This window comes from Kocuria sp. PD6, assembly GCF_031844145.1.
In the GTDB taxonomy this organism is placed as follows: domain Bacteria; phylum Actinomycetota; class Actinomycetes; order Actinomycetales; family Micrococcaceae; genus Kocuria; species Kocuria marina.
The window spans coordinates 180,362-205,910 of the sequence record NZ_JAUZUS010000002.1 but is presented as its reverse complement, the minus strand read 5'-3'; the positions used below and the strand labels follow the sequence as shown (position 1 = coordinate 205,910).

The window sequence follows — 25,549 nt, the reverse complement described above, 5'->3', positions numbered from 1 at the left end:
GCCCCGAGGACGCCGTGCCACAATGTGAATCATGACTTCCGCTATCGCCACGCACAAGGCCACCATCCACACCAACCACGGGGACATCGTGGTGGACCTTTTCGGCAACCACGCGCCCAAGACGGTCAAGAACTTCGTGGGTCTCTCGGACGGCACCCAGGAATGGGCGGACCCCCGCACGGGTGAGAAGCAGAACGGCCCGCTCTACAAGGACGTCGTCTTCCACCGCATCATCAAGGACTTCATGATCCAGGGCGGGGACCCGCTGGGCCAGGGCATCGGCGGCCCGGGCTACAACTTCGACGACGAGATCAGCCCCGAACTGAACTTCAATGCCCCGTACATGCTGGCCATGGCCAACGCCGGTACCCGCAACGGCCGCGGCACCAACGGCTCCCAGTTCTTCATCACCACCGCGCCCACCACGTGGCTGCAGGGCAAGCACACCATCTTCGGTGAGGTCGCGGACGACGAGTCCAAGAAGGTCGTGGACGAGCTCAACAACGTGCGCACCGGCGGCCAGGACCGTCCCGTGGAGGACTGCGTGATCACCTCCATCGACATCGAGAAGCTCTGACCCGCAGCTTTCACGCCCGGCACGAAGCCCACCCGGTCCCCGGGTGGGCTTCGTCCGTATTCGAGCCCCGTCCAGCCGCCCCGCCCACTCCCGGAGGATGACCATGACCCACCACCCCGACGACCCGCCGGATTACGGACGGCCCGCCGGCGCCCCGGACGGTCCCGCCCCGTGGAGCGGCGCGCCCGTTCCCGCCCCGCGGTACGGGCAGTACGTCCACGGTCAGCAGTCCGCCCACCCGGGTGGCGCGCCACGCGGCGGGTACGACGGCGCTGCGCCGCGCCGTCGTCGCAGCCCCCAGCGCGTCGGGGGCATGCCCGTGACGTGGACGCTCATCGGGATCTGCGTGGTCATGTGGGGCCTGCAGTGGCTCACGAGCCTGTTCACGCCCTACAGCCTGACGAGCATCCTGGGATACGCTCCCTCGCTCACGGACACCCAGCCGTGGCGGATGCTCACGAGCGGTTTCGTCCACGCGCTGCCCTCGCCACTGCACCTACTGCTCAACATGTACACGCTCTATCTCTTCGGTCGGATGCTCGAGCCGCTGCTGGGGACCTGGCGGATGGCCGTCCTGTTCGTGGTGTCCGTGCTGGGCGGATCCGTGGGAGTGCTGTTGCTCGGTAATCCGTGGGTGCTCGTCATCGGGGCGTCCGGCGGCGTCTTCGGGCTCTTCGGCGCCATGTTCGTGTTCATGCGCCACTTCAAGAACAACATCACGCCCATCGCGGTGTTGATCGCGATCAACCTGGCTTTCGGTTTCCTGGTGGGCGGCATCGCCTGGCAGGCGCACGTGGGCGGGTTGATCGCCGGTGGTCTCGTGGCGCTCGCCATGCTGCCGGGGCTGCGTCGCCGACTCTGACCGGGCCCGGCCGCAAGCAGGGAAAGCTCTCCCGTTCCGCCGGATCCGGGTCGGGGATCGCGCTCTGATCCGGGCGTCCCAATGGCTGTCCACAGGGGTTGTCCACACCTGTTAACAACTTACAGATGTGTAATTCCACAACTGTGAACACCCCTGTGGATACCGCGACAGCGCGCTAGGACTGCCCCGTAGGGGACATGTCGATCGCGATATGCACAAGGTTCTCCACACCTGTGGATAACTTTCGTACACGGGGTGGGGACAGTTCACGATCGTGACCTCACCCACACGTGCGCGGGCTCGTGAATAAATCGCGCGTGCACCGTGTTGCGGTGTTTCTGTGCCCGCCCGGGTGCTGCCCGAATGGTCCGCCCGCGCGGTTCACCCGCTACGAGCGCCTGCGCGGTGCGCTGTCATAGGCCACGGACCGATCGCCACGGCCTCTCCGGCCACTCACCCGCATCCCTCTGGGGAGCCCCACCTGCGAATCCTCGAAAGGTCGCGCGTCCATGTCCCAGTTGACCCCCGCCCGTCGCAGACTCGCGCTGTTCGCCCTGGCTCTGGGCGGTTTCGGCATCGGCTGCACGGAATTCGCGTCCATGGGACTGTTGCCCCAGATCGCCCAGAACCTCCTGCCCGATCTCTACGGTGTGTCCTCCGAGACCGGGATCGCACGCGCCGGGTGGCTCGTGAGCGCGTATGCCATAGGTGTCGTGGTCGGGGCCCCGGTCATCTCCTTCTTCGCCGCGAAATCCTCCCGCACCACGATGCTGCTCGTGATGGCCGCGGCACTGCTCATGGGCAACCTCGCCTCTGCAATCGTGCCCACGTTCGAGTCCCTCCTGGTGATGCGGTTCCTCGCGGGTATTCCCCATGGCGCATACTTCGGTCTGGCGTCCCTCGTGGCCGCCACCGTGATGGGTCCGGGGAACCAGGCCAAGGGTGTGGCACTTGCTTTATCGGGGCTCACGGTCGCCAACGTCGTAGGTGTCCCCGTGATGACGGCGGTCGGTCAGGCCTACGGCTGGCGTATGGCATACGTCGTGGTGGCCGTGGTCTTCGCGGTCACTGCGATCGGCGTGTGGCTGACCGTCCCCCACCAGGACCGGGTGGTCGGAGCGAACCGGCGCCGTGAACTGCGGGCGTTCCGGCTACCGCAGGTGTGGATCGTCATGGGGATCGCGGGGATCGGTTTCGGCGGGTTCTTCGCGATCTACAGCTACCTGACCCAGATGAGCCGTGAGCTGGCGGGGCTGTCCGGCGCCGGCATCCCGTGGTTGCTCGCGGTCGTGGGAATCGGCATGACCCTGGGCAACATCCTGGGCGGGATCAGCGCGGACCGCAGTGCCCGGCGCACCATGGCCGTGGGTTTCCCGGCCCTCACCGCGGCACTGTTGCTCGTGGGGGCGCTCGCGGGATCCCCCGTGGGGATCTTCGTGGCCGGGTTCCTCATGGCACTGGCCAACTCGTTCATCATGCCCAGCATCCAGAGCTGGCTCATCACGGCGGCGGGGCCCGCCCAGCTCATGGGCGCATCGCTCAACCACGCGGCGTTCAATGTGGCCAACTCGATCGGGGCCCTGCTGGGTGGTGCGGTGATCTCCGCCGGTTTCGGCTACCGCTCCCCGGCCCTCGTGGCGGCCGCGCTGGCCGTGATCGGAGGTCTCCTCGCGCTCGCGGGTGTCAAGCGCCAGAAGGCGGACCGGCGGCGTCGGCTCAAGGCCGGCCTCCCGGTGACGGCCTCGCAACAGGCCATCTGACGCCCCACCCGCGCTCCGCGGACACCTGGCGCGCCTTACTGGACCAGGAAGTGGCCCACCAGCAGGAACTCCCCGGCGTCCAGGAGCATGAGCAGCGCCGCGAGGCCCAGCACCGCGGTGACCAGCCGGTTGACCCACGGGGACACGGCGGCCCACGCCCTGCGCATGACCCGGGAAAACCGCTGCTGTTTCCCCAGGATCGTCAGTAGCATCAGAAGTGTCAGGGGGAACTGACTGATGAGGGACCACGCGATCCATCCGGCCACCGCGTGGGACGGGGGTTGTGAGGCGCCGGTGGCCACGTGCACGTCGAACGGGAGATCGAAGATCACGATGCCCACGAAGATCACCGCGGTCACGTACAGGGCCCACGGACTCGTGGCGGGCTTCTCCTCGGGGGTGTCGCGGCCCCGGGAGCGCCGCGCCGCCACCACCCGCCACACGGCGTAGCCGCCGATGGCCAGGGCGAGGACCAGTTCGATCCACGCCGAGATGCTGCCGTGGCGGATGAGTTCCCACCAGTTCACGCGCTTCAGACCGGGACCCACGAGCAGGGTCAGGGTCATGCCCCACGCGGCGGTGCCACCCAGCAGCACCGCGGCGGAGCCCATGATGTGCCGTTTCCGGATCCCCGCGCCCAAAGCTGCCGCGAGGATGAGCATGGGCGCGGGGTCGAAACCACCCAGGGCCGTGAGTAGGACGCTGAGCGCGTATTCCTGGGTGTTCATCTACGCCGTGCCGGTCAGGCGCTCACGGGCGCGAAGGCCGGGGACGTGCGGCCGAGCCACTCGAGGGACGGATCCAGCTGAGCCTCCCACAGCGCCACGCGGTGACCGCCGCTCTGTGAGATGTTGGACACCAGGGTCGTGGGCGGGGACACCGACGCCGCGAACTTGCGCACCGCGTCGACCGAGATGGTGTCCTCACCGCCGGAGAAGAACCAGATCTTCACGTCCGGTTTGTCCCGGGCCACGACCGAGGCCAGGTCGTAGGAGCGAGGATCCGTGGTCTTCCACTGCTGGCCCTTGCTGTACGTGGGGGCGAAGTACCCGGCCAGGTTCACGCTGCTGGCCCAGACGTCCGGGTGACGCACGGCGAACATGGACGAGCACCAACCACCGGCGCTGTAGCCCAACGTGCTCCAGGCTTCCCGGTCCGTGGACACCCGCAGATTGCCGCGGATCCACGAGACCACGTCCTTGCTCACATAGCTCTCCCACTGACCGTTGTTGCTGTCCACGCATTCGGTGTCGTTGTTACCGGGATAAACGTTCGGGATCACCACGATGGCTTCCCGCATGGCGCCGCTGTTGACCCGCGAACGAATGTGCTGGGCGATGTCCATGGCCTTGGTATAGGTCTTCACGTCCCCGGGGAAACCGGTGAAAGCGGTGATCACCGGATACGCCCGCTGCGGTTGTGTCATGTAGGACGGCGGCAACCAGACGGTGGCTTCCTGCGTGATGCCGGATTGCGGTCCGTGAATCTTCAGATTCACCCACTGCCCTGACGTGTTGTTGGGATCCATCTGGGACCCGAAGAACGCGTTCTGCGTGGGGTTCGTCTGCATGGCGTTGAACGCCCGGTGCGGCAGGTCCTTGATGGGCTTGGCCGCCGCGGCGGTGGCACCCACATCCGTGACGGCCACCTGGCCGCCACCGCCGGAGAGTAGGTCCCCCCAACTGGAATACCACTGGTTGTCCATGTTCATCTTGAGGAAGATCCCCACCAGCACCAACAGGGACACGAGCGCCACGCACACAAATTGCATCACGTACTTGAGGATTCCCGGCCGGCGTTGCCGTGGCAGCACCACGACGGTGAATGCCAGCGCCAGGAAGGCCAAGATCACGGTGATGATGAACAGGGGCCACCCGTTCAGCTCGAAGAACGCCATTGCGAATTGCTCGTTTCCAGAGATTCCCCACGTATCTTGTGTGCAGTACGAAGCCCGGCGGAATAAGACATAACCGATGGGTAGCCGTACGGAAAAACAGCATAGGTACATCGGCGCCGCGCGCGACGCTCGCCGGGCCCGTAAGGGGAAGTTGATGGTTGACGCCCAGCTCGCGCACGGTTGCCGTGTGCCCGAGCTCAGCACCACCACGCCGACGCAACGGCGGTGGGCGAGGATCCTCACGTGGGTCTTCGCCGTGGCCACCCTCGTGGGGGTGGTCCTGCTCCTGCTGCATTGGGTGGTGCGCATCAATCCGCTGCCCACCCTGCTCTTCGGGACCCTCAACATCCCCGTGGCGCCCTCGCTCGTCTCCGTGGTGGTGCTCGGGTTGCTCACCGGTGCGCTCGTGCGCCGCAAGCGCATCGCGCTGGCCACGGTCGCGATCACCCAGATCGTAGGTGTGCTGTGGTCCGTGTTCCAGGAGGTCCTGCGGGCCATGGGTCCCGAGGTCCCCAATCACGGGCCCATCCCCTCCGTGGTGTTCGTGACCCTGGACGTCGTGGCCATCGTGGTGGGCATCGCCGCGCTGTGCCTGCTGTGGTGGTTGCGCCCGGCGTTCCCCGCGCGCACGGCCCCGCGCGGTGCGATGGCCGCCCTGGGGACCCTCGTGGGCGGTGTGGTCCTGACGATCATGGCCACCCACGCGGTGCTACTGGTCACGACGAACTCGGCGATCGACGACTGGAACGTCCTCGCCCAAGCCCTCGTGCGCAGCCTCGGCTGGGCGGGCCCCCGGCGACACTTCCACGGCACGGTCCCGCCGTGGCTCCCCGAACTGACCTCCGTGTTGTTGGCCCTGACGATCGTGCTCGCGGTGCTGATCTTCCTGCGCTCGTCCTCCCGTGCCGCGTCGTGGCGGCCCGGGGACGAGATCGCGGTGCGCTCGCTGCTCGCGCAGTACGGTGACGAGGACTCCCTGGGGTACTTCGCGACCCGCCGCGACAAGATCTCGGTCTTCTCCGTGGACGGACGCGCATGCGTCACCTTCCGGGTGGTGGGTCAGGTGGCGATCGCCTCCGGTGACCCGGTGGGGGACCCCGCGGCGTGGACGAACGCCGTGGAACGCTGGCTCGCGCGCACGCATCACTACGGCCTACTCCCGGCCGTCACCTCGGCCTCCGAACGGGGTGCACGGGTGTATGCCTCTCAGGGAATGAGCGTATTGGTCATGGGGGACGAGGCCGTCCTGCATCCCGACCGCTTCTCCCTGGCCAACTCCTCGATGACCGCGGTGCGCCGGGCGGTGCGGCATGCCCGCCGGGCCGGGCTCACGGTGGAGATCGCCCGGCACGAGGACCTCGACCCGCAGGAGCTCGAGCGCATGGGGCGGCTCGCGGACGAGTGGCGCGGGAACGAACCGGACCGCGGGTTCTCCATGGCGCTCAACCGCTGGGGGGACCCGGCGGACGGTCGCTGCATGCTCGTCATTGCCCGCGATCGCGACGGCGCGGCGCTGGGCCTGCTCTCGTTCGTCCCGTGGGGTCGGCGCGGACTGTCCCTGGACGTGATGCGGCGCAGCCCCCAGGCGCCGAACGGCACCACGGAACTGATGGTCTCGGAGCTCATGGACTACGGGGCGTCCCACGGGATCCGCGAGGTCTCCTTGAACTTCGCGATGTTCCGCGGGGTCTTCGAGGACTCCGAGAAGCTCGGTGCCGGTGTGGTCACCCGCTTCAACTCCTCGGTGCTGGGTTTCATGGACCGGTTCTTCCAGCTCGAGAGCCTGTACCGGGCCAACGCCAAGTACCTGCCCGAGTGGGTACCCCGCTACGCGTGCTTCGACGGCTTCTTGTCCCTGCCCCGCATGGCGGCCGCCACGGCCCAGGTGGAGGGGTTCCTGCCCGCGGTGTTCGTGCGCACGGGGTCGCAGCCGCAGCTCGACGCCGAAACACTCGCCGCGGTGCGCGCGATCGACCACGGACCCGCACCCATGCGCGCCCTGGCCCCCAAGCGCTCGCAGCAGACCCGCCACCGCATGCGGCACGCGCGTGCCCTGGCCCACGCGGGGATCGACCCGTACCCCGTGGGTCTCGCGGAGGCCGAGCCCCTCGCTGCGGTGCTCGCGCGCCGGGGCGACGCCGCGGCGTCGTCGGCCGTGCGCGCGAGCGGGCGCGTCCGCAGGTTCCGCGACTTCGGAGGCGTGAGCTTCCTGGACCTGACCGACGGCGGCGCGACCGTGCAGGTGCTCGTGGACCGCGAGCGCGTGGACGCGTCCTGGGCGGCGATCCGGCCCAACGTGGACGTGGGTGATCTCGTGGTGGTGGACGGGCACTGGGGTGTGTCCCGCACCGGCACGGAGTCCGTGCTCGCCGAGCGGGTGACGATGGCCGCGAAGGCGCTGCAGCCCGTCCCGTTCGGCAGTTTCGAGAACCCAGAACAGCGGCTGCGCAAGCGTTCCATGGACCTCCTGGTGCACCCGCGCAGGATGGACCTGTTGCGTCAGCGCTCGCTCGCGGTGGACACCGTGCGCCGCGTGTTGACCGGGCAAGGCTACCGCGAGGTCGAGACACCGGTGCTGAACACGGTGCACGGTGGGGCCTCGGCGCGCCCGTTCCGCACGTACATCAACGCGTACGGGATGGACCTCACGCTGCGGATCGCACCCGAGCTGTACCTCAAGCGACTGCTCGTGGCGGGCAGCGGGCCCATCTTCGAGGTGGCCCGCAACTTCCGCAACGAGGGCGCGGACGCGACCCACAACCCGGAGTTCACCGCGCTCGAGGTGTACCACCCGTTCGCGGATTACACGGTCATGCGCGAGCTGACCGAGACGATGATCAAGACGGTGGCCCAGGCGTTGCACGGTACCCAGGTGCTGCCCCTGTACGGCGTGCACGACACCGAGGCCACGCCCGTGCTGACCGACGTGTCCGGGCCGTGGCCCGTGATCGCCGTGACGGATGCGGTGAGCAAGGCGGTGGGACGGCGGATCTCGATCGAGTCGAACTTCGAGACCCTGCTCGCAGTGGCCGAGCAGCACGACGTGGAGATCGGTCCGGGCATGGGCCCCGGGGCGGTGCTCGAGAGCCTCTATGAGGAGCTCGTGGAACCGCACACCGTGTTCCCCACGTTTTACTGCGACTTTCCGGAGGAGACCTCCCCGCTGACCGCACCCCACCGCTCCGAGGGCGGGCTCGTGGAACGCTGGGACCTGGTGGTCAACGGCATGGAACTCGGTACGGCGTACTCCGAGCTGACCGACCCGGTGGTCCAGCGCCACCGGCTCACGGAGCAGTCGCTCAAGGCCGCCGCGGGGGACCTCGAGGCCATGCAGGTGGACAATGATTTCCTGGACGCCCTGGAGGTGGGCATGCCCCCGGCCGGTGGCATGGGGATCGGGCTGGACCGGTTGGTCATGCTCATGACCGCCACGACCATCCGCGACGTCCTGAGTTTCCCGTTCGTGAAGCCGCAGCAGCCGTGATCGCGCCCCGCGCGACCCCGGTTGTGGGCACACCCGCGGGACGAACGAGCTACCCCGGGCGAGCGCCGTCGTCCGGGGAGGAACAGGACCGTGGTGCGCGGCACCCGGCCCACGAGGAGAAGACTGGGTCACCATGACGCTTGAACTGCTGCACACCGCGGGAACGCTGATCCCGCAGCTGCCACCGCTAGGCGATCCCGCCCAACTGCTCGAGCAGCTGGGGCCGTGGGCGCTCGCCGGGACCACCCTGATGGTGTTCGTGGAATCGGGGCTGTTGTTCCCGTTCCTGCCCGGGGACTCCCTGCTGTTCACGGGCGGACTGCTGCACGAGGCGTTGCAGGTCCCGCTGTGGCTCATGATCCTGGTACCGTTCATCGCGGCGGTCGCGGGAGACCAGGTGGGCTACTTCCTGGGTAACCGGTTCGGCCGGCGCTTCTTCTCCGACGACGCCCGATTCCTGAAGACCTCCTACCTCAACCGCACGGAGGACTTCTTCCTGCGCTACGGCGGCAGGGCGATCGTGCTCGCGCGCTTCGTCCCGATCATCCGCACGTACGTTCCGCTCGTGGCGGGCACGGCGCGCCACCCGTACCGCCGCTTCGTGGGGTGGAACGTTCTGGGTGGCTTCCTGTGGGTGACCATCATGGTGGTGGCCGGGTCCCTGCTGGGCGGGATCCCGCTGATCCGTGACCACGTGGACCTGATCGCGATCCTGATCGTGGTGATCTCGGTGATCCCGGTGGCCCTGCAGATCCTCAAGGGGTTCCGGGACCGGGGACCGCAGGAGAGTGCTACGGGACGATCGTGAACTTGACGTGGCCGTCCCCGCCGCGTTCGACGATCCGCAGCACCTCGCCGGCCTCCTCGAACGGGTACACGGGGCCCAGGCAGTAGTCCACGGTCACCTCGCCGTCGTGGATGCGGCGCACGGCCTTGTGGAAGGATACGAGACCGGGCTCGGACTGGGCGGCCACGGAGGCCTGCAGTCGCACGCACTTGCGGAAGGTCTCGAAGATCGGGACGGGAGCGGGCTCGAAACTCTCGTACAGTCCGAACCAGCCCACGATCCCGCGGTGGGCCACGATCCTCACCGCCTCCGCGCGCAGCGCGTCCGAGCCCACGGCCTCGATCACCAGATCCGCACCGTTATTGTCCGTGAGTTCCGAGACTACGGAGGCCAGTTCCTCGTCCGGGACCCGGACCGTGTGCGCCCCCAGCTCCCGGGCGATCCGCAAGCGTGATTCCTGCTTGTCCGAGACGATCACCTGCTCGAAGCCCCGGCGCAGCGCGTCCTGGAGGAAGAACAGGCCCGCGGAGCCCGCACCCATGATCACGCACGGGCCCGCGTGGCCTCCGGGGCCGGTCACTGCTCGGTCAGGATGGTCCCCTTCTCGAGGACATGGGTTGCGCGCACGATGACTCCTCCACGGCGGGGACGGACAGGCTTCCGTCCTCACCGTATGGCACCGGTGTGGTCCCCGTGACAACGTACCGGTAACCTGTGCGGGTGAAACTTCCTCGGGCCCTGCGGCCGTTCTCGTCACGTGCGTACACGGTGCTCGCCGTGGCCATGTGCATGAGCGTCTTCGGCTCCGGGTTGTGGGCCGTGGCCCTCGTGGCGCGGGTCATGGCGCTCGGGGGTTCCGCGGTGCAACTGTCCCTCGTCACGGCCGCCGGCGCGGTGGGCATGGTGTGCTTCGTGCTGCTCGGCGGGGTCACTGCGGACCGCCTGCCCCTGGGGCTGATCCTGCGGTGCGTGGAGGTCACCAACCTGGTCACGGCGTTGACCATCGTGATCCTCACCTGGACCGACACCCTCGCGCTGTGGCACCTCGCGCTCGCCGCGTTCGTCTTCGCCGGCGCCGTGGGGTTCTTCTACCCCGCCTACTCCGCGGCCCTGCCCAGGATCCTGCCGCCCGATCAGCTGCTCGCGGCCAACGGCGTGGAGGGCACGGCCCGCCCCCTGCTGCAGATCGCGGCCGGGCCCGCGGTGGGCGGGGTCCTCACGGGCCTGGCCCTCCCGGGGGCGTCCGTCCTGGCGATCGCGGTGTGCCACGCGATCGCGCTGTCCTTCATGCTGCGGTTACGGATCCCGGAGCGCGAGGTCACCGGACCGATCCCTGCGGTGGACACCGCCCGGCCCTCCGTCCTTCGCGATCTTGTGGACGGATTCCGGTACTGCGTGCGCACCCCGTGGTTGCTGTGGACGCTCTTGTGGGCCATGAGCGCGGTGTTCCTGTTCATCGGCCCGCTCGAGGTGCTCGTCCCGTTCCTGGTGGTGGACCGGCTGGGCGGATCGCTCGCGAGTTACGGCGCCATGCTGGGGCTGTACGGCGTGTCCACGGCCGTGGGCTCGAGCATCATGGCATCAGTGCAACTGCCCCGCAAGTACCTCACGACCATGGTCTGGCTGTGGGGTTTCGGCACCCTGCCGTTCGGTCTAGTGGGTGGCACCGACTCGTGGTGGGTCATGGCGGCGGCGCTGTGCATCTTCGGGGCCACGGGTGGCGCGGGTCAGGTCATCTGGGGCACGCTCCTGCAACGGCGGGTGCCCGGGCACATGCTGGGGCGGATCTCGTCTCTGGACTTCTTCGTCTCGCTGTCCCTCATGCCCATCTCCATGGCCGTGGCCGGACCCGTCTCGCAGTTGCTGTCACCGGAAGCGATCTTCTGGGGCGTCGCACTGCTGACCCCCACGCTCGGCGTGGTCGCGGTCGTCGTCGGGCGGATGTACCGGGATCAGGCCGCCCACCCCTTGCGGTGATCCTCGCGCGCGTGTCCTGAACGGACGACGACGCCGCGATGCCCCTCCCTGTGGACGGGCGACGCGGCGTCGTGACGAGTATTTATATCGGGTCAGTATGCCTTGTTGCGCTGCTGGACGACCAGGTGGATCAACGCGAACGTGTGGTCCTCGTCGATCGCCTTATAGGCCTGCTCAAGGGCCCCGGGGATCTCGGACTCGCGCTCCACACGCACGCCGAAACCGTGGAACGCCGTGGCCATGGCCGCGAAGTCCGGGTTTTTCAGCTGGGTCCCGGAGACGTGACCCGGGTAGTGCTGTTCCTGGTGGGTACGGATGGTGCCGTACTCCTGGTTGTCCATCACGATGACCAGGGGAGTGGCGCCGTACTGCGCGGCGGTCGCGAGTTCCTGGCCGTTCATGAGGAACTCGCCGTCCCCGGCGATCGAGATCACGCGGCGGCCGGGGTAGTTCAGGGACGCCGCCACAGCGGAGGGGATCGAGTAACCCATGGAGCCGTTGCGCGCGGAGATCATGGACGCGTAGCCGTTCGTGGGGAAGTAGCGGTGGGCCCAGTTGGTGTGCTCGCCCGCACCGAAGGTGACCATGGCGTCCTCGGGGAGGGTCGCAACGAGGTTCGCCATCATGGTGTCCATCGAGGCCGGGCCGTCCGCGGGGGAGGCGTCCTTGGGGGTGGAGAAATCCACCTGCTGCTGACGCATCCGCGCGCACCACTTCCGCCACACGTCCGAGACGGGCAGGTTCATGCGCACCAGGTCACGCACGAACACGTCCGGCTTGGCCACGATCTGGTAGGTCACCGCGCCGGAACGCCCGCGCATGGAGGGGTCCATGGTCACGATGAAGTTCTTCTTGGTCCAGTCCTGGCGCACCAGGAAGCCGTTGGTGATCACATCACCGGGGACCGTGCCCACGAACACCAGCAGGTCGGTCTCCTCCAGCAGATCGTGGGTGGGCTTGGGGCGGCCGTAACCGATGGGTCCCACGTACGAGGGGGAGTCGAACGGGACGGTGCCCTCGCAGCGCCACTCCGCGGCGGCGGGGATGTGGTGTTCCTCGAGCCACGCGGTGAAATGCTGCGCGCCCTGCGGGGTCCAATCGTTACCACCGAAGACGAACAGGGGCTTCTGGGACTCCTTGAGCGCGGACTCGAGGGCCTTCCAGTCCTCCACAGTCATCCCGCCGCCGGCCACCGGGATCTCCGGGTGCACCGTGGGTTCGATTTGCCGGGTGATGATGTCCTCGGGCAGGCCCACCACCACGGGCCCCGGACGCCCGGAACGCGCGGCGAACATGGCCTCGGCCACGTACTCGGAGGCCCGCTCCGCGTGGTCCAGGACCATCACGCGTTTGGCCCCGGAGGCGAACCACTGATGCGGGTCGAACTCCTGGAACGCTTCCTTCTCACGGTGCTCGAACGGGATGAGTCCCACGAACAACACCATGGGCGTGGAGTCCTGCCACGCGGTGTGCAGGCCCACGTGCGCGTTGGCTGCGCCGGGACCACGGGTCACCATGGCCACGCCCGGGACGTCGTTCATCTTCCCGTCCGCTTCCGCCATGTACGCGGCGCCACCCTCCTGACGGCACACCACAGTGTCGATGGGGGAGTCGTAGAGCCCGTCCAGGACGTCCAGGTAACTCTCGCCGGGAACCACGTAGGCGCGCTCGACCCCGTGCGCCGCGAGGGAATCCACGATCACGTGGCCCGCGGACTTGCGTCCTGAGGTCGAAGAGTCGGTGTGCTGCGTCATGGGAGGCCCTCTTTTCGCCGTTGAATGTGTCGTGCTTCCCGGGCCCCGATGCCCGGGCAGCGGCAAATCTGTCTTGAAAATACCCGAACACCGGACCCCTACCGGTATTGCGACGAGCTGTTATCACGGCCGTGAACCCGGTGTGACGATGCCCCGGTGCGCGTGTAACGCGTACCGGGGCATCGGGACGGGGAGAGTGGGATCAGGCGTGCATGTCCTCGAGTTCCACGTTGTTGGTCTCCCGCACCATCTTGATGGTGAAGACCAGGGACACCAGCGCGAAGAACGCGTAGATGCCATAGGTCAGTCCCAGCGAGAAGTTGGACAGTAAGGGGAAGGAGACGGTCACGGCCCAGTTGGCGATCCACTGCACCGCACCGGCCACAGCCAGCGCCGCGCCGCGGATGCGGTTGGGGAACATCTCACCGAGCAGGACCCACATGAGCGGACCCCACGAGACACCGAAGAACACGACGAACAGGTTGGCGGCGATCAGCGCCACGGGTCCGGCCACGGGGCCGAGCTCGGGGGTGAGCTGGCCGTCCACCATGACCTTGGTGGCAGTCGCGAACACCACGGACATTACACCCAGGGACAGGGCCATGCCGGCGGAGCCCAGGAGCAGCAGCGGTCGGCGCCCGATCCGGTCCACCAGGAAGATGGCCACGATGGTCACCACCACGTTGACCACGGAGGTGGCCACGGAGATGGTGAACGAATCGGACTCCTTGAAGCCCACTGACTCCCACAACACGTTGGAGTAGTAGAAGATCACGTTGATGCCCACGAACTGCTGCAGGGCGGCCAGGCCGATGCCCACCCACACCACGGGCTTGAGCCCGGCCATGGAACCGCGCAGGTCCGCGAAGCGGGGCTTGCGTTCGTCGTCCACGGTGCTGCGGATCTTGGAAACGCGGGCGTCCACGGCGTCGTCACCGTGGATCCGGGAGAGGACGGCGCGCGCCTCGTCCGGACGACCCACCGAGACCAGGTAGCGCGGCGACTCGGGGATCAGGAACGCGCCGATGCCGTACAGCGCGGCGGGTACGGCCATGACCAGGAACATCCAGCGCCACGCGGCCAGCCCGAACCACATCTCGTTGGCGGCGCCACCGGCCCCGTGGGCGAGCAGGGCGTCGATGAGCAGGGACAGGAAGATGCCCAGCACGATACCCATCTGCTGCAGGGAGCCCAGGCGTCCGCGCAGGTGTGCGGGGGAGACCTCCGCGATGTACGCCGGTGCGATCACGGACGCCACACCTACGCCGATACCGCCCACGACCCGCCAGAACACGAGCCATTCGATGGACTGCGTGAAACCGCAGCCGATCGCCGAGAGCAGGAACAGCAGTGCCGCGATCTTCATGATGGGGATGCGCCCCGTGCGGTCCGCGATGCGGGAACCGAAGAACGCACCCACGGCGGCGCCCAGGAGGGCCGCGGCCACCGCGAAGCCCAGGGGCCCCGGACCCACGTCGAACGTGGACTGGATGGAGGAGACCGCACCGTTGATCACGGCGGAGTCGTACCCGAAGAGGAGGCCGCCGAACGCGGCCACGGTGGTGATGCGAATGACCGCGCCGGTGTTCGTCTGATGACGCTCCGGCGAGTGTGCTTGCGCTGGATTGCTCATCCCGCAGCTCCCTTGCTGTACCGAAATTCAACGCTTCCCGCTCCCGGGGATCATGCCGTCCGTTCCGGGGATGTACCGGTCGAGGGGCCCGTACGAGGCGGATTTTCGTCTCCTGGAACCAGCTCGTGGGACCAGGGAGGGCGGCTACCGGGGAAGGACAGTGAACCCAGGGTAGGACCCAGGTCACAAATTGTCCATGAGTCGAAGACAAATTCCGCGCGTGTCGTTTGCGGCGCTCAGCGCGCCCCGGATGTCCTACACGGGGAGGGACGTCTCGGCCCGCGCACGGATGAGCGCACCCATGAGGTGCGCCCGAGCCCCGAGCTGCGCGGTGACGATCCGCAGCCCGGACACACAACCGCGCACCGCGTAGCGCTGCACCGCGTCCCGCACGGGATCGAGCAGCAGGTCCTCGGCGCGCGCGAGCTCCCCGCCCACGACCATGAGTTCCGGGTTGAACGCATTGCACAGCTGGGCCACGGCACCGCCGATCAACCGCCCGGTGTCCGTGATCACCCGGGTGCATCCGGGATCGCCGGCCAGCGCCTCCCGGACCACGTCACCCACGGATTCCACGCGCCGACCCGAGGAGGCCACGACGTCCAGCACGGTCTGGGAGGACACGAAGGTCTCGAGGCACCCTCGGTTGCCGCACCTGCACAGCCCCGCGCGTTCGTCGAGCGTCACGTGGCCGATCTCGCCCGCGGACCCGGTGGCCCCGCGGTACAGCCCGCCGCCCAGGATCAACCCGGCACCCACGCCGTGCGAGAGCTTGAGGTAGGCCATGTGGGCCGTCCCACGCCCCGCACCGAGCGCGTGCTCGGCCACGGCCCCGGCGTTCGCGTCGTTCTCCACCACGGTGGGACAGCCCAGCGTCCCGGTGGCCAGCGCTCGCAGGTCCAGCCCGGCCCACGCCGGGAGGATGGCCCCCGAACCGAGGCCGCGGCACTCGGCGTCCACGGGTGCGGGAAGGGTGAGCCCCGCGCCCAGGATGCGCTGGGCAGGAACGTCGAGCGAGGTCCGCAACTCGTCGAGGATCTCTCGCGCCCCGGTCAGTACGTCCTCGGCGCGGTGCCCGGCCGGGAGGTCGATGCGCCGCTGCGCGCGGACGTCCAGGTTCAGGTCCGCCACGGCCACGCTCGCGTGGCGGTGGCCCACGTCCACTCCCACCAGGTAGCCGGCGCTCTCGCTGAAGTGCACGCGCTGCCCGCGCCGCCCGCCGTGCTCGGGTTCCATGGCGAGCAGGTCGCACGCGGTGAGCTCGTGGACGATGGACGAGACCGTCGACGGCGCCAGGGCCGTCTCCCGCGCGATGCTCGCCTGGGTCGCCGCACCCAGCTCGCGCACCGCGTCCACGACCCTGCGGCGATTGGCCAGGCGCAGTGCCGCCTGAGACCCCGGGGCGGTCAGTTGCGCGGAGGCAGGCTGCGGCGAGGGCGGGTGTGTGGAGGGCGGGCCGACCTGCGCCCGAGACTCTCGCGTGGAGCGCGGGGGTGGGGGTGTGGACGCCATCGTCTCTTCCCTTCGCGAATGTTTCTTGAGGGCTGAGTGTAGTCAGTGTTCGGGGGATGAACTTTTAGGCGTCCCGAGAGGTGTCCGCGCCAGGAAGACGCATGTGAACGGACTATTCGTCCCCGCGGAGCACATACCAAACGAAGCATCCAAGCGAAAAAAGGTGTCTTTGGACTGGGTGTTTCACGTGAAACCCCGTTCCCAGCCCGCGGGGCACGGTGCGCCCGCGCAGCGATGCCGACCCTGGAATACCCCGGAACTTCGCATCACACACGCCACACCGCGTGCGACACGCCCACTTCAGGAATCGTTGAGTGTCTCGTGTCACCATTGACACATGACCTATCCGGCGCAGCACACTTCCCCCTCGCCGGGCGGGTCCCCGTGGCGGTTGCCGCAGTTGCGTCACCGAGTGGCCGTTCCCTTGGTCACGGTGTTGCTGACGGCAACCCTTGGGCGTCTGGTGGTGTTGTCACCGCAGATCACCCACGGGGAGACCGCGTTGCTCGAGGGGCTCTCCCAGCATCGCAACGTTCTTCTGGACGCGGTGGCCACCGCGGTGCAGTACGCACTGTCCAACGGCGCGGTGGTGTTGATCATCGCCGCCGTCATCGGGTGGCTGGCCGTCCTCAGACGCCGCCCCCTCGACGCCACCGGTTTCGGGATCACCGGCCTCGCCGGGTGGGGTGCCGTGGGTCTGGTCAAGGTGTTCGTGGAGCGGCCGCGTCCCACGTTCCTGAGCGGGGAGGCCCTCGCACCGGTCACCGGCTCCATGTCCTTCCCGTCCTCGCACACGGGTGCGGTCGTGGCGATCGCGCTGGCCATGGGTCTCGTGGCCTCCCGCCGTTCCTCACGGCGTCGGATCGCGCTGTTCGGCACGCTGGCCGTGGTGATCGTGGGGGCTGCCCGTATGTACTCGGGCGCGCACTACCCGTTGGACGTCCTGGCCGCCGTGCCCGTGGCCTGGGCCGGGGTCATGGCCGGGTGCGCCCTGGCCAACAAAGTGGTGCCCGCTCTCGCGTTCGGGTTCTCGTGGCGTCAGGCCGGGGTGTCCCAGCCGACACCCGCGACTACGCGTCGCGCCGGCTCCGCGACGGCAACCGCGCCCGCGCCGTCGTACCGGCCCGCGCGGGGCAGCACCGCGCTGGACGGCGCCGCGCAGCACGACGAGCGCACCGACCGCGCGGCCTGAGCGCTCTTTCCGTCACGTCCCACCGACGACGGCGGGCCGGACCTTGGGGGTCCGGCCCGCCGTTCCACGGGGCGATGATTGGTGCTCGCGTGGTCTCTCCCCGTCAGGGCCGCTGGCGCGTGACGGGAAACTGTCGACGTCGCTCGCTCAGGCGGCGTCGTACCCCGCCTTCACGCACAGCACAGGGCACCCGGCCTCGAGCAGCAGCCGCTGCGTGGTGGGGGCCATGATCAACTTGCCCACCGGGGTGCGCCGGCGGGTCCCGATCACGAGCAGAGCGGTCCGGTCGCGATCGGTGGCCTCGAGGATGACGTCCGCCGGATCGGCGTCGTGCGCCACGGGGACCAGCTCGTAGGACACGCCGCTCTCGTCGAGCGCGGCGCGGTCCTCTTTTACGGCGGCTTCGGTGTCCTCGGGGCCGGTGTGCCGTCCCCAGCGCTTGGTGTGATGGCCCTGGACCACCACGAGGTCCGTCGAACGCAGGGTGGCCTCAGTGATCCCGGCGCGCAGGGCGGCCCGGCCGGCGGGGGTGGGTAAGTATCCGACAACGATGTTCATGACGTCTCCGGGTCCGTGAGCGGGTGGGTGGGGGGTGGACTCAGCGGTCCACGTCCTCGAGGTTGGCGAGGTCCTCGGGGTGCTGGAAGCGGGTGCGGCGACCCGTGAACAGGCGGGCGTACAGGAAGTTCAGCAACCACAGGGCCAGGCCCAGGGCGATCAGGACGAGCGCGATCTGGTACTCGATGACGTCTTGCGCCCACGGCCCCAGCAGGAACGCGCACGTGATGGCGCCCAGGTAGGGCAGGACGCGCGGGGCGTGGAAGTAGTCGTGACCCTCCTGGGAGCGGTCGCGGCGCAGGATCACGGCGGCCACGTTGACCACGGTGAACACCGCGAGCAACAACAGCGCCGTGGTGCCGCCCAGTGCCGCGGCGGTGCCCTTACCCATCGCGTTGTTCACCAGGATGATGAGCACTATGCCCAGCACGGTGGTGAAGATGATCGCGGTCCAGGGGGTGCGGCGCCCGGGGAGCACCTTACCCAGGAAGCCCGGGATCACGCCCTGCCGTGCCATGCCGTACAGCAGTCGGGAGGCCATGAGCATGTTGATCAGCGCCGTGTTCGCCACCGCGAAGATGGTGAGGAACGGGTAGATGGTGTCGATCGGCAGACCTGGGGCACCGATGCGCACCACGTCCAGCAGCGGGGTCGTGGACTGTCCCAGTTCACCTATGGGCACGATCGCCACCGTGAACACGGACACCAGCACGTAGATCACGCCGGTGATGCAAAGGCCCAGCAGCATCACGCGCGGGAAGTTGCGCGTGGGGTCCTTGGTCTCCTCGACCATGTTGACCGAGTCCTCGAAGCCCACGAAGGAGAAGAACGCGAGGGACGTGACGGCGGTCAGGCCCAGGAACATGCCCTTGTCGTCCGAGGTCTCGAAGATCACCGTGCGGCTGAAGTCCGCGTTGCCCTGGGCCGCGGCCCAGAACCCGACCAGGATCACGATCAGCAGGCCGGTGAGTTCGATGCACGTGAGCACCACGTTGAGCTTGACCGATTCGGACACCCCGCGCAGGTTGACCAGCGCGAGGATCGCCAGGAAGGCCACGGCCACGATGGTGATTCCCAGCGGGCCCACGTCCAGGTGGAAACCCTTGGCGAAGTTGGAGGCCACGGTGCTGGATGCCGTGGCGGCGGAGGTCAGTCCCGAGCACAGCACGGCGAACGTCACGAGAAACGTGAGGAAGTGGATCCCGAACGCCTTGTGCGTGTAGAGCGCCGCACCCGAGGCCCCGGGGTACTTGGTCACGAGTTCCAGGTAGGAGAACGCGGTGATCGTGGCCACCACGAACGCGATGAGAATGGGTGCCCACGCGGCGCCGCCGATCTCACCGGCGATGTTGCCGGTCAGCGCGTAGACGCCCGTGCCCAGGATGTCGCCCACGATGAACAGGAGCAACAATCCCGGACCCATGACCCGCTTCAGCTCATGCCCGCCCCCCGAGGACGCGGGTGCCCCGGCGGCGCCGGATGCGCCCGGTGTCCGACTGTTCGCCGTGGATGACGAGGTGACATCCTTCGACGCTGGTGAATCGCTCATGGTTTCCTCCGCGGATCGGCCTCGTGCAGCCGCTGACTGGCACCGGTTTCCGATGACATGGATGTGACCCGCGGCTCATGCGTACAGGTAACCATAAAGGATGCGGTCCGGGTGGTGGGAGCACCGGAGGATCCGGCGCGGCGAGCCGTGCCGGGGAAGGGCACGGGCGGCGTCGTCGTCCGGTACGACGACGCGCCCCGCACCCGCCGCTGCGGATACGGGGCGCATGCCCAGGGAAGGGTGAACTCAGCGAATGCCGCGCATCAGCTTCAGGATGGGCTTGGACGCGAGGAGCATCACGACGCCGAGCACGACGGTGATCGCGCCCATGGTGCCGAAGTACCCCACCTCGTTGTCTGCGGAGTAGAACTCCGCGAGCGAGCCCGACAACGCGGTGCCCAGGGCCACGGAGAGGTTGTACAGCGCGATCATCTGTACGGGGAACTTCCGCGGCGCGAGCTTGGTGGCCAGGGACAGACCCACCGGGGAGAGGAACGGCTCGCCCAGGGTGGCGAAGAACAGCACGAGCACGATCCACCCGATGAACACGGACGGCGTGTGCGCCTGCGTCACGAAGGTGAGGAACGCCACGCCGATCAGCAGCAGCGCCACACCGAACTTCACGGGGGTGCTCGGCTGGCGGGTGCCCAGCTTGGTCCATGCTGCCGCGAACACCATGCCCAGCAGGACGATGAACACAGGGTTGATGGACTGGGTCAGCGAGGGCTTGAAATCGAAGCCCCACAGGGTGAGGTTCAGCCGGGTGTCCGCATAGATGGCGAGCACGGTGAACTGCTGCTGGAACAGAGAGAAGAATGCCGCGGTGGCAATGAACAGGGGGATGAACGCAATCACCCGGGAGTGCTCGTCCGGGGAGAGCTCCTTGTCACGCAGCATGGTCACGAACAGCGCCACGGCGGAGACCACCACCACGAGGATCACGGCGTTGGAGAGGTTCCCGGGGTTGAGGACGCCGGTGAGCAGCAGCACCACCACGAGCACCACGGCCGCCAGGACGATGCCGATCCACTTGCCGTACTGCGAGCGGGGCAGCGGCTTGGCCACGGTGTGCACCGTGGCGGGCAGACCCTTGCGGGTGAGGGTGTACTGCACCAGGCCGAAAGCCATGAAGATCGCGGCAAGACCGAAGCCCATGTGGAAGCCCCACTTGGCCCACGCGAAGCCGGTGAGCAGGGGGCCGAACAGGCCACCAATGTTCACACCCATGTAGTAGATGGAGAAACCCGCGTCACGGCGGGGGTCGTCACGCTCGTAGAGGGTTCCCACGAGGTTCACGCACGTGGTCTTCAGACCGCCGGAGCCCACAGCGATGCACAGCAGGCCGATGGTCAGGCCGAGAACGCTCGGAATCAGGGCCAGGGCGATGTGGCCCGCCATGATGAGCACCGCCGAGGCGAGCATGCTGCGCTCGGAGCCCAGCAGTCGGTCCGCGATCCAGCCGCCCAGGATGGAGCACAGGTACACGGTGCCGCCGTAGGCACCCACGATCCCGGCGGCCACGCCCTTGTCGATGCCCAGACCGCCGTCCGAGACGGCGTAGTACATGTAGTACAGGACCAGGGCCTGCATGCCCTAGAAGGAGAAGCGCTCCCACATCTCCACCGAGAAGAGGTTGGCCAGCATTCCGGGCTGGCCGAAGAAGGTTTTCCTGCCCGCAGGGTTGTGCGGGTCGATGGCTGGCTGGGGTGTGGCCGCCGCGGTGTGCGCGCGGCTGCCGTCCGGGCTGTTCTGACTCATCACAGTCCATGATGCACCCCGGGGCTGGGTGCCCGGGCCTGCGACGCACCACGGGAACGGCCCCGGGTCCTCCTGTCAGAGTCCCGGGGCCATTGCTCCGCGCCGAACGGCGTGGTCAGCGCGTCAGGCGTGAGCGCCGGACGCGGGCGCCGACGGCGCCGCGTCACCTCGGGTGGGCGGCGGCTGGGTCGTGGGCGGTCACCCGGTCAGTCGTTGAAGTCAGCCGGGTCCGAGCCCAGTCGACCGTCCTCGCGGGTGAGGCCGTTGATCTCCTCGATCTCCTCCGTTGTGAGGGTGACCTGCTGGGCGTCCCAGTTCTGCTGGATGCGCTCCGGGGTTACGGACTTGGGGAACACCACGTTGCCCAGGGCCAGGTGCCACGCGATGATGACCTGCGCGGGGGTGGCGTCGTGGGCGCGGGCGATCTCACCGATGGTCTCGTCCTGCAGCTCCGCCTTGCCCTGGCCCAGCGGGGACCACGCCTCTGTGAGAATGCCGTTGCGGGCACCCATCTCGCGCATGTGCTGCTGGTTGAAGGAGGGGTGCAGCTCGATCTGGTGCACGGTGGGGACCACCCCGGTGTCCACGACGTCCTGCAGGGCCTTCTCCGTGAAGTTGGAGACGCCGATGGAGCGTGCCTTGCCGGAGTCCTTGATCTCCTGGAACGCCTTCCAGGTCTCCAGGTACTTGCCCTTCTTCGGCTGCGACCAGTGGATGAGGTAGAGGTCCACGTAGTCCAGGCCGAGGCGTTCGAGGGACGCGTCGATGGCCTGGAGGGCGGAGTCGTGGCCCTGGTTGTCGTTCCACAGCTTGGTGGTCACGAAGAGCTCCTCGCGGGGGATGCCGCTCTTGGCGATCGCGCGACCCACGCCCTCCTCGTTGCCGTAGATCTCGGCGGTGTCGATGTGGCGGAAGCCCACCTGCAGGGCCTTGGCCACCACGTCCTCCGCAACATCGGACTCCACCTGCCACACGCCAAAGCCGAGCTGCGGGATGGAGTGGCCGTCGTTGAACTGAAGTGTTTGGTTCTTGGACATCCTGGTGGATCCTTTCTGCGACAACTACTCCCAGTGAACTGCTGCGCCGCGGATCTGACAAGCCGTTAAGTTCTCGGTGAAGTCCCTGGCCGGGGCCGGATCCCGCGCGGGGCGCGGGCGGGGGGAAACATGATCAAATAGGGGACATGAAGTTCAACTTCCGGCGCGTCAAATCCCCCGCTTACCTCACGTCCGTGGGTCTCCTGCTCATCGGTCTGCTGTTCGCCCTGGCCTCGGTGGCCGTGGCCGCCTGGATCTTCTTCCTCCTGGGTATCGCCCTGAACGTGGTGACCGTGAGCGTCACGAACGTTCCCGATTCCTCGTCCCGTGCCCGCGGTGCCGGCACCCGGGTGGTCGTGGAGCCCGAGGCGGACACCGAGCAGCACGCGGCGGTCCCGCCCGCCGGATCGTCTCCCGCGGGTTCGTCGTCCCTGCGCCGGGACGAGGAGTGGGTCCGGGACGCACACGAGGGTTCCCGCCAATGACCCTGCCCCGGCAGTGTGCCGTCGTTCCGCAGCACCGGAGCTGATGACAACGGCGCGGTATGGGACCCTGCCCCGCGGTCAGTTCATGGCCGCGGCACGGTAGATCTGCTGCACCGTCAGTTCGGGCAACCGGGTTTCGATCCCCACCGTGTTCTCCGGGTCCGAGCGCAGGTAGCGCACCGGCCCGTGCGATCCCACGGTGAGCTTCTCGGCGTCAGCCAGTGCGTAGACCGCGTCCAGCACGGCGGTGAACGCCGGGCCCTGCGTGGGGTTCACGCGCAGGATGAGGTGGGCGGTCACGGTGTCCGAGACGCCGTTATCGTCGAAGGGGGACTCCACGTCCAGCTCGCGTACGATGCCCACACCGTGGCCGACGACGCCCGGCAGTCGTACGGACAGGTCGCGCTGGGCCCTCGCGAAGCTGCGCCGCAGCACGGACACCCAGGACAGCGCGGCCAGGACGAGCACCACCGCGATGACCCCGAGCCACAACCCGTTGCGGGTGTCCGTGTACCGGATGGCGCTGAGCACCACCACGAGCGCGGAGACCAGGGGGATTACGAGCAGCAGGGAGGCCGTGAGCTTCTCGCGCAGGGTGGGCTTGGCGGAGAGGTCGGGATCGGCCCCCGGGGCCCCGGTGCCGGTACCCGCGGAACCGCTCCCTGCGGCGTCGTCCGACGCGGGTGCGCGGCCCAAGTGGCGCATGGCGGCGGCATCGAACGCGCGGTCGTCAACGGTCACGGGCGCGGGCCAGGTGTCGTGGGTGTCCATGCCTCCCATTATGGTGGCAAGGACGTCCAGGAGAGATGGCCCGTGCCCGTAGTCAATTCACGCCCCGAGCGTTCCGTGTCCGCCCGTGCGCCCCGCGCGGGGCTGCTGTTGGTCGGCGTGCTCCTGCTGGGGGCCAACCTGCGGGCGGGGATCACCGCGGTGGGCCCGGTGCTGCCGCAGATCGAACACGAGGTGGGATTGAGCGCGTCGCAGGCGTCGCTGCTCGTGAGCCTGCCGCTCGTGGCGTTCGCCGTGATCTCGCCCTTCGCGCCGCGACTCGCGGAGGCACTCCGGCTCGAACGGGTCCTGGGTCTCGCCCTTGTGGTCCTCGCGGCGGGCATCGTGGCCCGCTCGGTTCCCGGGCCCGGGCTGATCTGGGTGGGCACGGGACTGCTGGGCGCGGCGATCGCGGTGCTCAACGTGCTCATCCCGTCCTTGATCAAACGTGACTGGCCGCGCCGGATCGGCCCCATGCCGGGTGTGTACCAAGCGGTCACGGCGCTGACCGCGGCGCTCGCCTCCGGTGTGGTGGTCCCCATCGCGGACGTCGCCCCGTCCGGCTGGCGGTTCGCGCTCGGGATCTGGGCGGCCGTGGCGATCATCGGCGTGGCCGTCTTCCTGCCGTGGATCCTGGGGGTGGCCTCCCGGGTGGGCTCGGGCACTGCCGCTCCCCGGGCTGCGGCCCCCAGCCCGGCGGCCCCCGATGCGACGGCGCCCGGTTCGCCGTCTCCGGGTTCAGGAGCGGACGACGACGCCGCACCGGCGGCTCCCTCGGCCGTCACCGCGTCCGTTGCACGTTCCCGGGCCCGGCTCCCGCTGGGCTCCGCCCTGGCCTGGCAGGTGACCGTGTACATGGGGCTGCAGTCCACCGTCTACTACACGATGGTCACGTGGCTGCCGGCGATCCAGATCTCCAACGGCGCCACCCCGGTCCAGACCGGGTGGTACCACTTCGCGTTCCAGGCGTGCGGACTCGCGGGGACTCTCTTCGCCGCGTTCATGATCCCCCGGCTCCGGGCGCAGTCCGGTCTGGGTGCGGTGTTCGCTGCCTCAGCGGTGATCGGTCTGCTGGGTCTGCTGTTCGTCCCCTCCCTGTCCCTGTTGTGGGCGCTGTTCATCGGGTTCTGCACCGGCGGGGCGATCGTGCTGGCCATGGCCCTGTTCGGGCTGCGCACCACGGACTACCACCGGGCTGCGGCCCTGTCCTCCATGGCGCAGAGCGTGGGGTATCTCTTCGCCGCGCTCGGCCCCGTGATGATCGGGTTGTTGAAGGACGCCTCCGGATCCTGGACCGCACCGCTGCTCGTGATGGTCGGGGTGGCCCTGGCACAGGGCGTGTTCATCGCCCTCGCGGGGCGGCGTCGCACGCTGGGTGCCTGAGCGGTCGGCGTGGGGCGGGGTCACCCAGGTCCTTAGATACGCGAAATATTTGCTGCGTCAATATATGCTCACTACACTCGTGAGTATGGAAGAGACCAAGTGGCTGTCAGAGGACGAGCGGGAAGCGTGGCTCGCGCTCGTCTCCATCATGTTCCGCCTGCCGGGTGCCGTGGAGGGGCAGTTGCGCAGCGAGGAGGACATGTCACTCGCGGAATACCTGGTGCTCGCCATGCTGTCCGAAGCCCCGGACCACCGGCACAAGATGTCCGCTCTGGCCACGGCCACGAACACGTCCCAGTCCCGGCTCTCGCGAATCGTCGCGCGGATGGAGAAAGACGGGCTGGTCACTCGCGCGGGCCGTCAGGACGACCGCCGCGTGGTGATCGCGGAGATCACCCCCGTGGGACTCGAACGTTTGCGTGAGGCTGCTCCGGCCCACGTGCGTCATGTGCGGGAAATCGTCTTCGACCGACTGGCCCCCGAACAGGTGGGCCAACTCAGTGAGATCGGCCGCGCCCTCAACCGCGGCTCCAATACCCGCGGTGCCATGGGGCTGGACTGCCCCGCGTGATTCCC

The 25,549-nt window shown here is 68.3% G+C and carries 20 protein-coding genes and 1 pseudogene; 10 read left to right on the top strand and 11 right to left on the bottom strand.

What is annotated here, in order from left to right; genetic code table 11:
- The first annotated feature begins 31 nt into the window (after positions 1-31).
- The 3 genes from Q9R22_RS02460 to Q9R22_RS02450 all read left to right on the top strand — a co-directional run bounded on the left by Q9R22_RS02460 (position 32) and on the right by Q9R22_RS02450 (position 3,199).
- A complete protein-coding gene (locus Q9R22_RS02460; RefSeq protein ID WP_064845494.1) occupies positions 32-577 on the top strand; it encodes a peptidylprolyl isomerase in 546 nt (181 codons plus the stop codon).
- 103 nt (positions 578-680) lie between these two features.
- Positions 681-1,439, top strand: a complete 759-nt coding sequence (locus Q9R22_RS02455) for a rhomboid family intramembrane serine protease (protein ID WP_242670538.1) — start codon at positions 681-683, stop codon at positions 1,437-1,439.
- Positions 1,440-1,948: 509 nt separating this feature from the next.
- Complete coding sequence (locus Q9R22_RS02450; protein WP_131332071.1) at positions 1,949-3,199, top strand: MFS transporter; 1,251 nt, start codon at positions 1,949-1,951, stop codon at positions 3,197-3,199.
- A 35-nt stretch (positions 3,200-3,234) separates the two neighbouring features.
- Here the strand turns inward: Q9R22_RS02450 and Q9R22_RS02445 are convergent, their stop codons facing one another.
- Positions 3,235-3,927, bottom strand: a complete 693-nt coding sequence (locus Q9R22_RS02445; RefSeq protein ID WP_131332072.1) for a hypothetical protein — start codon at positions 3,925-3,927, stop codon at positions 3,235-3,237.
- A gap of 14 nt (positions 3,928-3,941) precedes the next feature.
- The gene (locus Q9R22_RS02440) at positions 3,942-5,096 is read right to left on the bottom strand and encodes an esterase family protein (RefSeq protein ID WP_131332073.1); all 1,155 of its coding nucleotides are present in this window, start codon (positions 5,094-5,096) and stop codon (positions 3,942-3,944) included.
- A gap of 154 nt (positions 5,097-5,250) precedes the next feature.
- Between Q9R22_RS02440 and lysX the strand changes: the two genes are divergently transcribed.
- Positions 5,251-8,580, top strand: coding sequence for a bifunctional lysylphosphatidylglycerol synthetase/lysine--tRNA ligase LysX (lysX, locus tag Q9R22_RS02435; protein WP_131332074.1), 3,330 nt, complete (start codon positions 5,251-5,253; stop codon positions 8,578-8,580).
- A 133-nt stretch (positions 8,581-8,713) separates the two neighbouring features.
- A complete protein-coding gene (locus Q9R22_RS02430) occupies positions 8,714-9,388 on the top strand; it encodes a DedA family protein (protein WP_064845497.1) in 675 nt (224 codons plus the stop codon).
- On the opposite strand, the gene Q9R22_RS02425 is transcribed toward Q9R22_RS02430, so the two are convergent.
- A complete protein-coding gene (locus tag Q9R22_RS02425; protein WP_242670539.1) occupies positions 9,372-9,947 on the bottom strand; it encodes a zinc-binding dehydrogenase in 576 nt (191 codons plus the stop codon). The two genes, Q9R22_RS02430 and Q9R22_RS02425, sit on opposite strands and share 17 nt — an antisense overlap.
- Positions 9,948-10,087: 140 nt before the next feature.
- Between Q9R22_RS02425 and Q9R22_RS02420 the strand changes: the two genes are divergently transcribed.
- Positions 10,088-11,344, top strand: a complete 1,257-nt coding sequence (locus Q9R22_RS02420; RefSeq protein ID WP_131332075.1) for an MFS transporter — start codon at positions 10,088-10,090, stop codon at positions 11,342-11,344.
- Between the two features lie 92 nt (positions 11,345-11,436).
- On the opposite strand, the gene Q9R22_RS02415 is transcribed toward Q9R22_RS02420, so the two are convergent.
- The 3 genes from Q9R22_RS02415 to Q9R22_RS02405 form a co-directional block, all read right to left on the bottom strand.
- Positions 11,437-13,098 (bottom strand): thiamine pyrophosphate-dependent enzyme, encoded by a 1,662-nt coding sequence (locus tag Q9R22_RS02415; protein ID WP_131332076.1) that lies wholly within the window; start codon positions 13,096-13,098, stop codon positions 11,437-11,439.
- A gap of 202 nt (positions 13,099-13,300) precedes the next feature.
- Entirely contained in the window at positions 13,301-14,731 is a 1,431-nt protein-coding gene (locus Q9R22_RS02410; RefSeq protein WP_311254006.1) for a sugar porter family MFS transporter, read from the bottom strand.
- Positions 14,732-14,986: 255 nt separating this feature from the next.
- Positions 14,987-16,243, bottom strand: a complete 1,257-nt coding sequence (locus Q9R22_RS02405; RefSeq protein WP_311254005.1) for an ROK family transcriptional regulator — start codon at positions 16,241-16,243, stop codon at positions 14,987-14,989.
- Positions 16,244-16,580: 337 nt separating this feature from the next.
- Between Q9R22_RS02405 and Q9R22_RS02400 the strand changes: the two genes are divergently transcribed.
- Positions 16,581-17,435, top strand: a complete 855-nt coding sequence (locus tag Q9R22_RS02400) for a phosphatase PAP2 family protein (RefSeq protein WP_311254004.1) — start codon at positions 16,581-16,583, stop codon at positions 17,433-17,435.
- 147 nt (positions 17,436-17,582) lie between these two features.
- On the opposite strand, the gene Q9R22_RS02395 is transcribed toward Q9R22_RS02400, so the two are convergent.
- The 4 genes and pseudogenes from Q9R22_RS02395 to Q9R22_RS02380 form a co-directional block, all read right to left on the bottom strand.
- On the bottom strand, positions 17,583-17,993 hold the full coding sequence (locus Q9R22_RS02395) for a universal stress protein (protein WP_311254003.1): 411 nt from the start codon (positions 17,991-17,993) through the stop codon (positions 17,583-17,585).
- Positions 17,994-18,033: 40 nt separating this feature from the next.
- Positions 18,034-19,542, bottom strand: coding sequence for an APC family permease (locus Q9R22_RS02390; RefSeq protein ID WP_311254002.1), 1,509 nt, complete (start codon positions 19,540-19,542; stop codon positions 18,034-18,036).
- A gap of 246 nt (positions 19,543-19,788) precedes the next feature.
- Positions 19,789-21,300, bottom strand: a pseudogene (locus Q9R22_RS02385) (peptide MFS transporter).
- Positions 21,301-21,506: 206 nt separating this feature from the next.
- Positions 21,507-22,337 (bottom strand): aldo/keto reductase, encoded by an 831-nt coding sequence (locus Q9R22_RS02380; RefSeq protein ID WP_131332080.1) that lies wholly within the window; start codon positions 22,335-22,337, stop codon positions 21,507-21,509.
- 146 nt (positions 22,338-22,483) lie between these two features.
- Here Q9R22_RS02380 and Q9R22_RS02375 point away from each other — a divergent pair, with 146 nt between their 5' ends.
- Entirely contained in the window at positions 22,484-22,822 is a 339-nt protein-coding gene (locus tag Q9R22_RS02375) for a hypothetical protein (protein WP_131332081.1), read from the top strand.
- 78 nt (positions 22,823-22,900) lie between these two features.
- On the opposite strand, the gene Q9R22_RS02370 is transcribed toward Q9R22_RS02375, so the two are convergent.
- On the bottom strand, positions 22,901-23,593 hold the full coding sequence (locus tag Q9R22_RS02370) for a hypothetical protein (RefSeq protein ID WP_311254001.1): 693 nt from the start codon (positions 23,591-23,593) through the stop codon (positions 22,901-22,903).
- 42 nt (positions 23,594-23,635) lie between these two features.
- On the opposite strand from Q9R22_RS02370, the gene Q9R22_RS02365 reads away from it, so the two are divergent.
- Both Q9R22_RS02365 and Q9R22_RS02360 read left to right on the top strand, forming a co-directional pair.
- A complete protein-coding gene (locus Q9R22_RS02365) occupies positions 23,636-24,973 on the top strand; it encodes an MFS transporter (RefSeq protein WP_165489758.1) in 1,338 nt (445 codons plus the stop codon).
- Positions 24,974-25,058: 85 nt separating this feature from the next.
- The gene (locus Q9R22_RS02360) at positions 25,059-25,544 is read left to right on the top strand and encodes a MarR family winged helix-turn-helix transcriptional regulator (RefSeq protein ID WP_098053845.1); all 486 of its coding nucleotides are present in this window, start codon (positions 25,059-25,061) and stop codon (positions 25,542-25,544) included.
- The last annotated feature ends 5 nt before the right edge of the window (positions 25,545-25,549 follow it).